Raw genomic sequence first — 13,112 nt, 5'->3', positions numbered from 1 at the left:
AATATCTGGTAACCTTCATAGACATTGTGCGGGTCACCCCGATCTCACCTGGATTTAGCCGAAGGCAGCTTTGACAGATACCAGCGAAGTCCGACCGCGCGGCGTAGCGCCAGTGTCGATCGAGGAGGAGATGAAGCGCTCCTACCTTGATTATGCCATGAGTGTGATCGTTAGTCGTGCGCTTCCAGATGTGCGTGATGGCCTCAAGCCGGTGCACCGCCGCATCCTCTTTTCCATGGAGGAAAACGGCTATCAGTGGAACCGCCCCTATCGTAAGTCGGCCCGTGTGGTCGGCGACGTAATGGGCAAGTACCACCCGCACGGGGACACTGCTATCTACGATGCCATGGTGCGGATGGCGCAGGATTTTTCCATGCGCCTGCCGCTGATCGATGGTCAGGGCAATTTCGGTTCCATGGACGGCGACCGGCCTGCCGCCATGCGTTATACCGAGGCGCGTTTGGCGCGCTCGGCCACGGCGCTGCTGGATGATCTCGATAAGGACACGGTTGACTTTCAAGCCAATTACGACGAGTCGGAGCACGAGCCAACGGTGTTGCCGGCACGTTTTCCCAATTTGCTGGTCAACGGCGCCGGCGGCATCGCCGTCGGCATGGCCACCAACGTGCCGCCCCACAATCTGGGCGAGGTCGTGGCGGCGGCCTTGGCACTGATCGACGACCCGGAGATGACCATCGAGGCCCTGATGGAGATCGTGCCGGGTCCCGATTTCCCGACCGGTGGGCTGATTATGGGCAGGGCGGGTATTCACGCGGCCTACCACACCGGGCGCGGCTCGGTGGTCATGCGCGGGCGCGTGACGGAGGAGAATGACGAGCGCACTATCGTCATTACCGAAATCCCCTATCAGGTCAACAAATCGCGCTTGGTGGAGCAGGTCGCGGAGGCGGTGCGCGATAAGCGCATCGAAGGTATTTCGGATCTGCGTGACGAATCCGACCGTGACGGCGTACGTGTCGTTGTTGAGCTGAAGCGCAATGCTAATTTCGAGGTCGTGCTGAGCCAGCTTTATCGTTATACGCCGCTGCAAACGAGCTTTGGTGTCAACGCCCTGGCGCTTGACGGCGGTAGGCCGCAGCAACTCACCCTCAAGCGCATGCTGGAAGCCTTTCTTGCTTTTCGCGAGGAGGTGATCACCCGGCGCACCAAGTACGAGCTAAGACGGGCCCGCGAGCGCGCCCATATCCTCGCCGGCCTGGCGGTCGCGGTCGCTAATATCGACGACATCATTGCCGTCATCCGCAACGCTGCCGATGCGGATGCGGCACGCAGAGGTCTCATGGATCGGGCTTGGCCGGCCCAGGACGTGGCACCGGTGATTGCCCTCATCGACGAACCTGGCCACGCTGTCGATGGGGACGGCAATTATCGCCTTTCTGCGATCCAGACCAAGGCAATACTCGACCTTCGCTTACAACGTTTGACTGGGCTCGAGCGCGAGAAGATCGCCAAGGACCTCGAGGATGTGACGGCCCGTATCGTCGACTATCTCGATGTCTTGCGTTCGCGCACCCGCGTGCTCGATATCCTGCGGGGAGAATTACGCGATGTGGCCGAGCAATTCGGCGATAGCCCGCGTCGCACGACCATCCAGGATGCCGAGTTCGAGCACGATATCGAGGATCTAATCCAGCGTGAAGACATGGTCGTGACGCTTACTCACAAAGGCTACGTCAAGCGCGTACCGCTTTCCACCTATCGCGCCCAGCGCCGCGGCGGCAAGGGGCGTTCCGGCATGGCGACGCGTGAGGAGGATTTTGTCTCGCGTATCTTCGTCGCTAACACTCACACGCCGATGCTGTTCTTCACCAGCCGCGGCATGGCCCATTCGCGCAAAGTCTACCGCCTGCCGCTCGGCACACCGCAGGCGCGTGGCCGGTCGCTGGTTAACCTGTTGCCACTGGCCGAGGGCGAAACTATCGCCACCATGATGCCTTTACCTGAAAACGAGGAGAGCTGGGGCGCGCTCCACGTGATGTTTTCCACTTCGCAAGGTACCGTCAGGCGCAATGCGTTGTCCGACTTCACCAACATTATGGCCAACGGCAAGATTGCCATGAAGCTCGAGGACAAGGGCGAGTTGATCGGCGTGCAGCCCTGCGGTGAGGACGATGACGTGCTGCTGGCGGCGGCCAGCGGCAAGTGCATCCGTTTCTCAGTCACCGATGTGCGTGTCTTCGCCGGGCGCAGCTCGACGGGTGTGCGCGGCATCCGTTTGAAGGACAATGACCGGGTTATTTCCATGTCGATCCTCGACCATGCCGAGGCTGACAGTACTGCCTTCCGCGACGCCTATCTGCGTCACGCCATGGCTGTGCGCCGCGGCGACGACGAAGTGCCGCCCCACGAGCCGGCCTACGACGAACTCGCCGCCGGCGAGCAGTTCATTTTGACGGTTACCGAGAATGGCTACGGTAAACGCAGTTCGGCCTACGAATACCGCATCGCCGGGCGCGGTGGCCAAGGCATCATCAACATCGAGACCTCTGACCGCAACGGTGAGGTTGTGGCCTCCTTCCCGGTTGGTGACGAAGACCAAATCCTACTAGTCACCGACGGTGGCCAGCTCATCCGCTGCCCCGTCGCAGACATTCGCATAGCCGGCCGCAACACCCAGGGCGTAACGCTTTTTAAGACGGCAGAAGGCGAGCGCGTGGTCTCCGTGAGCCGGCTGGACGAGTCGGTACTGGATGGGGATGAGGATGAGGACGGCAACCCTGATTAGGGGACTTTGCGGTAGGATACATACAAAGTCCTAGCGCGGCGTTCGCCACAATATCAGATAACACTGTTGTTTTCGCCCGGTCGGATAAGGCGACAAAAGACTGCCTCGACAGGCTTTTGCTATGTTTCTGAATATTCTGCGCTACGTCAGGTTTCCGAATGTCTTCTGGGTATCAGGCCGAACTCATGATCGGCCTACTATGTAGTGTGAACCCTGACTATGCCTGAGCCTTAAGGCAGGCTGCTGCCCATAGAGCCCGGCGGCGCAGGCAGCGCCAAGGTGTGGCCGGTATTCGTGACTTTGGTGCCGTCGACCTTGAGGACGGAGATTGTGCTGTCAACAAAATTTCCGACATAGAGGTAGCTGCCATCGGGACTAAAGACGACACCCTCCGGCAGGCCCTCTACCTCGATCTCGGCGACCCGGGTTAGGGTCTTGTCGTCGATGGCGAGAACCACGACGCTGCCGTTACGGTTGTAGTACCAGCTATCGTGCGCGACGCCGGCGCTACCGCGCAGTAAAATGGCAACGGCGATCTCGCCGGTCGGGCTGATGGCTAAGCCCTCAGGCGCGTCGCCAACTACCACTCTGTCGATCACGCGCGGTGGTGTGGCTTCCAGATCGATGACGCTGACCGTGTCGATGTGGCCGTCAGAACGCCCGCCATTTCCGTTATCGGCGCTCAGTGCGAAGCTGCCATCCGGGCTGATCTTGATGTTGTAGGGCCATTGTCCGACCGGCATATCGAGTGTCGGGTCGTAGCTTATCCGGCCGTTCTCGATTTCGAGCACGGCGATCTTGTGGCCGGGAAACTTGGCTACCAGCGCCCGGTCGCCTGCCGGCGTGATGGCCACCGCCGCCACCTGCTCGCCCATCTCCAAAGTCTGCACGAGGCGTACCGACTTGCCGTCGATCTCTAAGACGCCGATGGCGTCGTCGGCGCGATAAGCGACCAAGGCGATCTTGCCGTTGCGGCTGATGGCGAGGCCCGAGGGTTGGCGGCCGACCGTCAGGGTTTCGATCGCCTGTGGTGGATCGAGGGTCAAGTCGACGATATGAATCTGGTTGTGAGGTGAGGGCTTCCAGCCACTATAATCCTGGGTCCAGTCCATGGCGTTGGCGATCAAAGCCAGGCTTTCATCGGGCGTGATGGCGAGATTTGTGGGTGGCCCGAAGACCGAGTTCATCAACGGCAGATCGGCAATAATGCGCGGGTTGGCGGGATCGCCGCCGATATCGATGACCGAGACCACGTCGTTGCCGGGGGGGCCAAATACCGCACCGGTTTCGCTGAAGCTCACTTTGCTGTCGCCGCCGGCCAACATCAGATCGGCGAGTACGGGCTGGGACAGCGCTGCCAAGGCGGCAAGCGCGGGCACGATGACATGACAATGGCGCATTGCGGATCCTCCCTCAAGAAACGTCACCCTGAACCATGGCCGAATCGGGCGCGATGCGCAAAGGTTGCCTACAGCCTTTGCGGCCAAATCGGTTCCATCTGGCCCGATAAGGCTCTAGGTTGCGGCATGGGTAAGATGGACGAGATTGGCGCAAAGGCATGGCGCCCGGCCTGGTGATGCGCTATCGCATTGGCTGTTTGGCATCGGTCATCGCCTGGTTGCGGCAGCGATGGGGGAGAGGCTAATGGCATCTCAGGTTCACACGGATGTGCCGGGCAATGTCTGGAAAGTGCTGGTGGCGGCGGGAGATAACGTTAAGACCGGCGATGTGTTGTTCATTCTCGAAGTTATGAAAACCGAGGTGCCTCATGAGGCGCCGGTCGATGGTACGGTCAGTGCGGTCCATCTGACGGAAGGGGCGGAAGGCGTGGAGGAAGGCGTTCTCGCCGTCGAGATTGCTTGAGCGTAAGCATATGCGCTAAACCACGCCCTCTTATCGTAGGGAACCCCGGCGGAGACAAATGAGCGACCTTGCTCCCATTCTGGTCGACGGCACGACCTATGCCTCGTACCTCTTTCTGGTCGCGGTGGGGCTCACCCTGATTTACGGGGTGATGAACATCCTCAATGTCGCCCATGGTAGCCTTTATGCGCTCGGTGCCTTCACCTCGGCATGGGCGGTGGGCGAATACATGAATGCGGACTATCCGGTCATCGGCACTTATGTGCTGTTGCTACTTGCCGCTGTCGTGGTCGGCCTGGTCATGGGTTTAGTGCTGGAACGCGGTCTTTTACAGTGGATGTACGGGCGCGACGAAATCGTGATCGTCCTTGTGACCTACGCCGCCTTTCTGATTCTCGAAGACGTTACGAAGCTGGTCTTCGGCGTGCAGTCCTACATGCCTTGGCAACCGCGTGACCTTCCGGGCTTCGTTGATATCGGTGACATCTCGTTCTTTACTTATGACTTCGGGTTGATGGGTCTGGCTGCCGTCGTCGGGCTTGGTGTCTGGTTCGGCATCAACCGCACGCGCCCGGGCAAGCTGTTGCACGTCGTGATCTTCGATCGTGAGCTTGCCCGGGCCCTAGGTGTCAATGTCACGCGCGTCTTCACTGTCACGTTCGTGGTTGGCGCCATGCTCGGTGCACTCGGCGGCGCGGTCACAGCGCCCATGCTGTCAGTAGTGCCGGGTATTGGAGTCGAGATCATAGTGCTCGCCTTTGCCGTGGTGGTGATCGGCGGCTTGGGTAGCATCGAGGGCGCGGCGCTCGGCGCGCTTTTTGTCGGGTTTGGCCGCGTGCTGGCGGTCAAGTACATGCCTGAGCTCGAGCTTTTCATCGTCTATGGCGTCATGGCTCTGGTCCTAATTATACGCCCGCAAGGGCTGTTTGGGCGCGTCGAGACGCGCAAGATATGACACGCGATTTCACCGTCTTCGGTATGGTCGTGGCGCTGGTCACCCTGCTTGCGGGCTATCTGGTGCTGCCGGGTTGGGCCGTAAACATGGTCGCCTTGTCGCTAGCGACGGGCTTGGTCGTGCTGGGCCTGATGGTGCAGATGCGCGCTGGGCTGGTCTCGTTCGGCCAGGCACTCTATTACGGCATCGGAGCCTACGCGGCGGCGATGTCTTACACTTTCATGGGTATCAGTGATATTTTTGTTCTGTCTATCATCGGCGTTACTATTTCCGGTGTGATCGCATTCATGCTTGGCTTTCTGATGGCACGCTACCGGGCAATATTTTTTGCCATGCTCAGTCTGGCCTTATCCATGATTTTGTTCGGGCTGCTGGTTAACAGCGCCGAGCTGGGCAGTACCGACGGCTTCAGTGTTGGGCGGCCGAGCTATTTCACCTACCAGCCGGGTAGCGGACAGCGGCTTACCTTTGAGCTGTATGGCTTGATATGCGTGTTTGCGTTTCTTTGCGCTTTTGCTGCGCATCGCTATCTCTCGTCCACCATGGGCTATATCGGCGAAGCTATCCGTGAGAACGAGGTGCGCGTCGAATATCTCGGCATCTCCGTGCGCCGGGCTATCCATATCAAGTATGTGTTGGCGGCGATGTTATCTGGGCTCGGTGGCGTTTTGACCGCGCTTCTTATCGGTCACGTTACGCCCGAGGACTTTGTCTATTGGACCAAGTCTGGTGAATTTGTTTTCGTCGCCATCCTCAGTGGTACCGGCAGCGTCGCGGCGCCGTTTGTGGGCGCGTTGATCTTCGAACTAGTGCGCACCTACGCGCTCCAGTACGCCCCGAACTTCTGGCAGATGTTGCTCGGCGGCACATTGTTGCTGGTGATTCTGTTTCTGCCGGGCGGCCTGTGGTCGATTTTTCGGCTGCCCAAGGAGCGCTCCTGAGATGGCGGCGGTGCTGGCGACAGAAGGTCTCAACAAGCGCTTTGGCGCGGTGGTCGCGGCCGACGATGTTTCGGTCACCGTCGATGCCGGTGAGCGTCTTGGCGTGATCGGCGCCAATGGTGCCGGTAAGACCACGTTCGTCAACATGGTCACGGGATACCTCAAGCCCGACACCGGCGTCATTCGCCATGACGGGCGTGATATCACCCACCTCAGCCCGCGCCATGTGACGCGTCTCGGCATCCACCGCTCGTTCCAGATTCCGCAGATATTTCCGAAACTCAACGTGCTCGACAATATGATGATCGCGCTCGGAATCGCTGTCACGGACCGACCCAGTGGCTGGCGACCGCTCTATGGCGCCGACATCGTTGCCTCGGCGGATGGTGTCCTGACGCGGTTCTCCATCGACGAATATCGCGATCAGATTGTTGGCAAGCTACCTCAGGGCGTGCGCAAGCTGCTCGACATCGCCATGGCCATGGCCGGCGAGACTAGTCTGTTGCTGCTTGACGAGCCGACCAGCGGCGTCAGCGCTGATGAAAAGAGCGCCATGATGGATACCATTATGGCAGCGCTGGAATGTGAGGGCATGACGCTCCTCTTTGTTGAGCACGATATGGAGGTGGTGGAGAGCTATGCCAAGCGGGTTCTGGCGTTCTACGACGGTCGCGTGATTGCCGACGGGCCACCCGAAACAGTGCTCGCCGATGCGGACGTGCGCAACTATGTTGTTGGCTCCGAGTTGCATAGGCGACGGTAGGTAGCGATGTTGAGCGTCAGCGATCTGCATGTCCGCATTGCCGCTGCGACCATTCTCGACGGTGTGTCGCTCGACGTCGCACCCGGTAGCCTGACCGCCCTGATGGGCCGCAACGGTGCTGGCAAGACCACGTTCATGCGTTCGGTCATGGGGTTGATCCCGCGCAGCGGCGGCAGCATAGCCTTCGATGGTGGTGATCTCGGCGCCATGCCTGCGCATGCGCGCGCCGGCCTCGGTATCGGCTACATGCCCGAGAATCGGCGCCTGGTTCCGGAGCTTACGGTGCGTGAAAACATATTGGTTCCTGCCTGGGCCACCCGTATTGATGATGCTGAGGATCGCATCGCCAGAATCTATGCCTTGATGCCGGAAGTCGAGCATTTGGCTGTGCGCCGCGCCATGCAACTCTCTGGTGGCCAGCAGAAGCTGGCGGCGCTGGCGCGAGCCTTGATGACGGCCACCAAGCTCGTGCTCCTCGACGAGCCTTTCGAGGGCGTGGCGCCGGCGCTTGCTGGCCGCCTCGCCGAAGTACTTTTGGGGCTGAAGGAGCAGGGGCTGTCAGTCCTGCTCTCCGAATCGGACTCGACCCACTCCGAGGATCTTATCGACACTGCCTACATCATTGAGCGCGGCCGGGTAGAGGCTAGGGGCGATGCTTGACCGCCGCTTTTGCGTGGCACCCATGATGGCGCGGACCGATCGCCATAACCGCTATTTCCTGCGCCGCATCAGCCGGCGTGCGGTGCTCTACAGCGAGATGGTGACGACTGATGCCGTGATTCACGGCGATCGCGCGCGGCTGCTTGACTTCGACGTCAGCGAGCATCCGCTTGCCTTGCAGCTGGGCGGAAACAACCCAGCGATCCTAGCGCGCTGCGCCGCTATTGCCGAGGCCTGGGGCTATGACGAAATCAATCTCAATATCGGCTGTCCCAGCAACCGGGTCCGGCAGCGCAAGATTGGGGTATGTTTGATGGCCGAGCCCGAGGTGGTGGCGCGTTGTGTTTCGGCCATGATCGAAGGTTGCGGGCTGCCGGTCACGGTCAAGACACGCATTGGCGTTGACGAGCGCACAGATGTGGCATTTCTGGACGATTTTGTGGGCACTGTGGCCGAGGCGGGCGCGCGGAGTTTCATCATCCATTCTCGTTCGGCAATCCTCAGCGGCCTTTGTCCGAAGCAAAACCGCGAAGTGCCACCGTTGAACTACGAGCGGGTCTATCGGCTCAAGCGGGATTTTCCTGCGCTCGAGATCATCATCAATGGTGGTATCGCCACGCTCGATGAGGCCGCTGCGCGTCTCGCTCTTGTCGACGGCGTCATGCTCGGCCGTGCAGCATACGAGAATCCCTATCTGCTGGCCGAGGTGGACGGGCGGATCTATGGCGATGCCAGCCCGGTTGCGAGCCGCGATACGGTGGCCGAGAGCATGCTGCCGTATATCACGCGCCAGTGCGCCGAGGGAGTGCCGCTTGCCAGTATCACGCGGCACATGCTGGGTCTATTTCGGGGCTGTCGTGGCGGCCGCGCCTGGCGGCGTCATTTGAGCGAAAATGCGCATTGCAGCGGTGCCGGTCCCGAGGTGGTTCGTGATGCCTTGGGACCCATTCTGCGCGACGCTGCCTGATGCACATCCATCTCGATGCCGTGGGCGGTGTCGCAGGCGATATGTTCGTTGCTGCCATAGTTGATGCCAGATCGGACCTTAAGTCTCTGGTTGATACAACAGTTGCAGCACTACAATTACCCGCCGTAGAGGCCAACATTCTGGCTCATGATGACGGTAGGTTGGTCGGAAGACGCTTTCGCGTCAGCTGTCCGGATCCGCCTCATTCGACAGTTGTCAGAGAAGTGCGCGAATCCTTAATGGTGGCTGATCTGTCGGCGACCGTACGTGAGCGTGCGCTTGCCATATTGGCATTGCTGGCCGAGGCCGAAGCCGAGGTCCATGGCATTGTTGCCGACGAGGTCAAATTTCACGAGCTCGGCGGCTTGGACACCATTGTCGATCTTTCTGTCTCTGCGGCGCTGATCGAGGCTCTGGGCGTGCAGAGCTGGAGTTGTGGTGCCCTGCCGCGTGGTCGCGGCATGGTCCGCATCGCCCACGGCACGTTTCCCGTGCCGGCGCCGGCAACACTGATTTTGTTGCGTGATATGACGCTTGTTGACGATGGCGTCGACGGCGAGCGCATTACCCCGACAGGGGCAGCGATCCTGAAGCATCTGGCGCCGAGCCAGGCAGCGTCGGATCCGACACCCCGCCGGCTGCTCGCGGTTGGCAACGGCTTCGGCACCGCGACCCTCGAAGGACGTAGCAACATTTTGCGGGCGCAGCTTTATGAATCGGTAACACGGCGCGATGCCGATCAGGTTGCTGTGATTGCTTTCGATGTGGACGACCAGAGCCCCGAGGATCTAGCTTTGGCCCTCGACCGTCTGCGGGCGCTCGATGCTGTGCTGGATGTCACCCAGAGCGATTTCATCGGCAAGGGCGGGCGTCTTGCCGCGCGCATACAGGTGCTGGCGCCGCCCGAGACCCGCGAGGCGGTAGCCGCTGCGTGCTTTTCGGAAACCGCAACAATAGGCCTGCGCTGGACGATACAGAACCGAGTGCTGCTGTCGCGCCGGGAAACGGTCATGGACGGCGAAGGCGGCTCCTTTCGCGCTAAGATCGTTGCAAGACCCGACGGCAAACAGACGGCCAAGGCCGAAATGGCGGATTTGGCCGATGTCGGCGATCGGGCGCAAAGGGAGCGGTTGCGAAGACAGATCGAGAAATGGGCCTTGGAGGTGCGGGGCGAAAGTGATGACGATGCATGACGCGCTGGCTGCGGTGCTAGACGATATCGGGCCCTTGGCAGTGGCAGTGGCGGTGAGCGGTGGGGTCGACAGCATGACCCTGGCCGCCTTCGCCCACCGCCGGTCACCTGTTGCTGTCCAGATGTTCCACGCCACCTCACCTGCGGTGCCGCCCGTGGCAACCGAGCGCGTGCACGCTCGCGCCACCCGTGACGGCTGGGACCTGCATGTGGTCGATGCCGGCGAGTTCGACGACGAGCGCTATCTCGCCAATCCGGTCAATCGCTGTTATTGGTGTAAGACAAGCCTTTACGACAGCATTGCCCGGCACACGGATCGCACGGTGGTGTCCGGTGCCAACATCGACGATCTTGGTGACTACCGCCCGGGCCTCGATGCGGCGGCCGAGCGCCAAGTGCGCCATCCCTTCGTCGAGGCCGGCATCTCCAAATCAGTTGTGCGCGATATTGCGGCGGCGCTCGGGCTTGATGACGTGGTCGAGCTACCGGCCTCGCCGTGCCTATCGAGCCGCATCGAGACGGGCATCCGCATCGAGGCCGATATGCTGACGGCCGTGGACGCCGCAGAACGGTTTGTCAGGCGGCAATTGCAGTCGCGCACTGTGCGCTGTCGGGTGCGCAACGACGCGGTGGTGATCGAGCTCGACGGTGACAGCCTGGCGCGGCTCGGCGACTGTGCCTCTCTCGGCGATGCGGTTACCAGCATCATGCGGCCCGCCGCACCGCGGCTGCCCGTGCGTTTCGAGCCCTATCGTATGGGCAGTGCCTTCTTGCATCCGAAGGACACATGAGCGGCGCCCACGAGGTCGAGTTCGACAAGGATCGCCACGCGCGCATCGGCCTGGCGGAGGCGGTGTTCTGCACAGGCAAGAGCACGGCACAGATCGCGCACATTCTCGATGAGGCGACGGCGGATAGACGCACGCTGCTGTTGACGCGGCTCGATGAAGCGGGGTTTGCGGCGCTGCCCGGACATCACGCGGATGCCCTCGATTATCATGCGCTATCGCGCACGGCAGTCTTCGGCGAGCAGGTGCCGACTAAAGGGGCAAGCCGTGTTGCGGTAGTAACGGCCGGAACCTCCGATGCTGGGCCGGGCTACGAAGCGGCGCGCACGCTAGCGTTTTCTGGCGAGTCCTGCGAACTCGTCTTTGATGTCGGTGTGGCCGGACTCTGGCGCCTACTCGACAAGGTTGACCGCCTGCGTGAAATGTCTGTGCTCATTGCCGTGGCCGGTATGGACGCGGCGTTGGTTAGTGTGCTTGGTGGTCTCGTTCCAGGCGTGGTGGTCGCCGTGCCGACCTCGACAGGCTATGGTGTCGCAAACGAAGGTGAGACTGCGTTGCGGGCCTCACTGACAAGCTGTAGCCCCGGCATTGTCACCGTCAATATCGACAACGGCTATGGCGCGGCCTGTGCCGCCCTGCGGATATTAAGGGCGATCGATGCACGTTGAGTTACTGTACGGCGAGGGCACCCTGCCGGTCGAAATCGATGCCGGCTGGCAGACAGACGTCCTTGAAAAGCAACAGATGCCTGTGCTCCCAGATGCATTGACCGCAGTCGGTAAGGCGTTGGCTGGGCCGGTTGGCGCACCGCCTCTGCACTTGCGGGCACAAGGCGCAGGCAGCGCCTGTATCTTGATTTGTGACGTTACGCGCCCGGTCCCCAATGGAGTCATTCTGCCGCCATTGATCCGTACCTTGCTCGACGCCGACTTGGCGCCGGAGGCGATCACGGTATTGGTGGCAACGGGTCTGCATCCCCCAAACGAGGGCGAGGAGCTGCGCCGCGTCGTCGGTGACGACTGGGTTCTCGAGACTGTTAGCGTAGTTAATCATTTTGCCAGAGATGATGCGGCGCACGTGCATGTCGGCAATACCAGCCGCGGCAATGTGGTGCGACTCGACAAGCGCTTCGTGGAGGCCGACCTCCGGATCGTCACAGGCCTTGTTGAACCCCATTTCATGGCTGGCTATTCCGGCGGCAGAAAAGTGATCGCACCTGGCATCGCTCACGCTGAAACCATCACCACCCTCCACAGCGCACGCTATATGGAAGATCCCAACGCGGACAACGGCGTTCTCGAGGGCAACCCTCTGCACCAGGATCAGTTGGAAATCGTCGGCATGGTCGGCGGCGTCCTGGCGGTCAATGCGGTGATCGACGATGCCCGCCGTCTATCCTTTGTTAATTTCGGTGAAGTCGTCGAAAGCCACCTTCAGGCGGTCGCGTTCACCCGCCCTTTCGTGGAGTTGAAGGTTCCACGCCGCTACCGGACTGTCGTGACTAGCAGCGCCGGCTATCCGCTGGATAGCACCTACTATCAGACCGTCAAAGGCATGGTCGGACCGCTCGGCATTCTGGAACTGGGTGGCACCTTGATTGTTGTATCCGAATGCGCCAAAGGCATGGGCTCGGAAGAATTCGTCGATGCCCAAAGCCGCCTGTTAGCGTTGGGACCGGACGGGTTTCTCGACTCGCTGCTCGCCAAGCGCCAGGCTGCCGTCGACGAGTGGCAAACGGAAAAGCAGCTTAAGCCCATGCGTGCCGGGCGCGTGCGCCTTTATGCGAGTGGCCTGACCGGTGAGGATCGCGCCCTGACCGGCGTTGAGATGATCTATTCGGTCGAAGATGCTATTGCCGAAAGCGTTGGGGCTACGGGCGATCCCCACGTCGCTTTCGTGCCGGAGGGGCCGTACGTGATCCCGCAATATGCTTGCTAACCTGAAATGGAGAAACGGGTGGACAAGCTAATATTGGATAAAAGGGGTAGATAAGGTGCTGTGTTCTGTGATTATCGCGGTCGCTTAGTGTCGTTGATTCTACGCGAAAAATGCAGAGGGTTGCATGGCTCTCAGCGATGCAATGGGGCGCTATTCGAGAACGACCAGACACCGTGCACCGTGACCGTCGTCTGATTTGAAGGGGAATTCGAACCACCGACCCTTTGGCGCTGACGTCTGCATCCCCGGTTCTATCCAGTCAGCATTCCAGTCGCTGTAAGTGCTGAGGAGGAAGATAT

General features: G+C 60.7%; 12 protein-coding genes. 11 read left to right on the top strand and 1 reads right to left on the bottom strand.

Features of this window, described 5'->3' with window-relative positions; translation table 11 throughout:
• Positions 1 to 70 precede the first annotated feature (70 nt).
• Positions 71 to 2,746, top strand: coding sequence for a DNA gyrase subunit A (gene gyrA / locus QF629_01935; protein MDP6012295.1), 2,676 nt, complete (start codon positions 71 to 73; stop codon positions 2,744 to 2,746).
• 230 nt (positions 2,747 to 2,976) lie between these two features.
• Here the strand turns inward: gyrA and QF629_01930 are convergent, their stop codons facing one another.
• Positions 2,977 to 4,146 (bottom strand): beta-propeller fold lactonase family protein, encoded by a 1,170-nt coding sequence (locus tag QF629_01930; GenBank protein MDP6012294.1) that lies wholly within the window; start codon positions 4,144 to 4,146, stop codon positions 2,977 to 2,979.
• A gap of 244 nt (positions 4,147 to 4,390) precedes the next feature.
• Between QF629_01930 and QF629_01925 the strand changes: the two genes are divergently transcribed.
• Genes QF629_01925 through larA form a run of 10 tightly spaced genes read left to right on the top strand, consistent with a single transcriptional unit; the run spans position 4,391 to position 12,813 of the window.
• Entirely contained in the window at positions 4,391 to 4,609 is a 219-nt protein-coding gene (locus tag QF629_01925) for a biotin/lipoyl-containing protein (GenBank protein MDP6012293.1), read from the top strand.
• 58 nt (positions 4,610 to 4,667) lie between these two features.
• The gene (locus QF629_01920) at positions 4,668 to 5,564 is read left to right on the top strand and encodes a branched-chain amino acid ABC transporter permease (protein ID MDP6012292.1); all 897 of its coding nucleotides are present in this window, start codon (positions 4,668 to 4,670) and stop codon (positions 5,562 to 5,564) included.
• Positions 5,561 to 6,505, top strand: a complete 945-nt coding sequence (locus QF629_01915; GenBank protein ID MDP6012291.1) for a branched-chain amino acid ABC transporter permease — start codon at positions 5,561 to 5,563, stop codon at positions 6,503 to 6,505. The genes QF629_01920 and QF629_01915 overlap by 4 nt, the downstream gene beginning before the upstream one ends.
• 1 nt (position 6,506) lies before the next feature.
• The gene (locus QF629_01910) at positions 6,507 to 7,268 is read left to right on the top strand and encodes an ABC transporter ATP-binding protein (GenBank protein MDP6012290.1); all 762 of its coding nucleotides are present in this window, start codon (positions 6,507 to 6,509) and stop codon (positions 7,266 to 7,268) included.
• A gap of 6 nt (positions 7,269 to 7,274) precedes the next feature.
• Entirely contained in the window at positions 7,275 to 7,928 is a 654-nt protein-coding gene (locus tag QF629_01905) for an ATP-binding cassette domain-containing protein (protein ID MDP6012289.1), read from the top strand.
• Positions 7,921 to 8,895: a tRNA dihydrouridine(20/20a) synthase DusA gene (gene dusA / locus QF629_01900; protein MDP6012288.1), complete on the top strand. Its 975-nt coding sequence runs from the start codon at positions 7,921 to 7,923 to the stop codon at positions 8,893 to 8,895. Before QF629_01905 ends, dusA begins: the two co-directional genes overlap by 8 nt.
• Complete coding sequence (locus tag QF629_01895; protein MDP6012287.1) at positions 8,895 to 10,088, top strand: LarC family nickel insertion protein; 1,194 nt, start codon at positions 8,895 to 8,897, stop codon at positions 10,086 to 10,088. The genes dusA and QF629_01895 overlap by 1 nt, the downstream gene beginning before the upstream one ends.
• Positions 10,081 to 10,878: an adenine nucleotide alpha hydrolase gene (locus QF629_01890; protein MDP6012286.1), complete on the top strand. Its 798-nt coding sequence runs from the start codon at positions 10,081 to 10,083 to the stop codon at positions 10,876 to 10,878. Before QF629_01895 ends, QF629_01890 begins: the two co-directional genes overlap by 8 nt.
• Positions 10,875 to 11,543 (top strand): nickel pincer cofactor biosynthesis protein LarB, encoded by a 669-nt coding sequence (gene larB / locus QF629_01885; GenBank protein ID MDP6012285.1) that lies wholly within the window; start codon positions 10,875 to 10,877, stop codon positions 11,541 to 11,543. The genes QF629_01890 and larB overlap by 4 nt, the downstream gene beginning before the upstream one ends.
• Positions 11,533 to 12,813: a nickel-dependent lactate racemase gene (gene larA / locus QF629_01880; GenBank protein MDP6012284.1), complete on the top strand. Its 1,281-nt coding sequence runs from the start codon at positions 11,533 to 11,535 to the stop codon at positions 12,811 to 12,813. Before larB ends, larA begins: the two co-directional genes overlap by 11 nt.
• Positions 12,814 to 13,112 lie beyond the last annotated feature (299 nt).

This window comes from Alphaproteobacteria bacterium, assembly GCA_030739735.1.
In the GTDB taxonomy this organism is placed as follows: domain Bacteria; phylum Pseudomonadota; class Alphaproteobacteria; order UBA7887; family UBA7887; genus UBA7887.
The sequence above is the reverse complement of the archived record's forward strand: the minus strand, read 5'-3'. Positions and strand labels throughout refer to the sequence as shown.

Bases quoted from the DNA above. Each gene is read 5' to 3' on its own strand.
- QF629_01905 (MDP6012289.1), top strand. From the start codon at position 7,275: ATGTTGAGCGTCAGCGATCTGCATGTCCGCATTGCCGCTGCGACCATT.
- QF629_01895 (MDP6012287.1), top strand. From the start codon at position 8,895: ATGCACATCCATCTCGATGCCGTGGGCGGTGTCGCAGGCGATATGTTC.
- QF629_01925 (MDP6012293.1), top strand. From the start codon at position 4,391: ATGGCATCTCAGGTTCACACGGATGTGCCGGGCAATGTCTGGAAAGTG.
- QF629_01930 (MDP6012294.1), bottom strand. From the start codon at position 4,146: ATGCGCCATTGTCATGTCATCGTGCCCGCGCTTGCCGCCTTGGCAGCG.
- QF629_01915 (MDP6012291.1), top strand. From the start codon at position 5,561: ATGACACGCGATTTCACCGTCTTCGGTATGGTCGTGGCGCTGGTCACC.
- larA (MDP6012284.1), top strand. From the start codon at position 11,533: ATGCACGTTGAGTTACTGTACGGCGAGGGCACCCTGCCGGTCGAAATC.
- QF629_01910 (MDP6012290.1), top strand. From the start codon at position 6,507: ATGGCGGCGGTGCTGGCGACAGAAGGTCTCAACAAGCGCTTTGGCGCG.
- larB (MDP6012285.1), top strand. From the start codon at position 10,875: ATGAGCGGCGCCCACGAGGTCGAGTTCGACAAGGATCGCCACGCGCGC.
- dusA (MDP6012288.1), top strand. From the start codon at position 7,921: ATGCTTGACCGCCGCTTTTGCGTGGCACCCATGATGGCGCGGACCGAT.
- QF629_01890 (MDP6012286.1), top strand. From the start codon at position 10,081: ATGCATGACGCGCTGGCTGCGGTGCTAGACGATATCGGGCCCTTGGCA.
- QF629_01920 (MDP6012292.1), top strand. From the start codon at position 4,668: ATGAGCGACCTTGCTCCCATTCTGGTCGACGGCACGACCTATGCCTCG.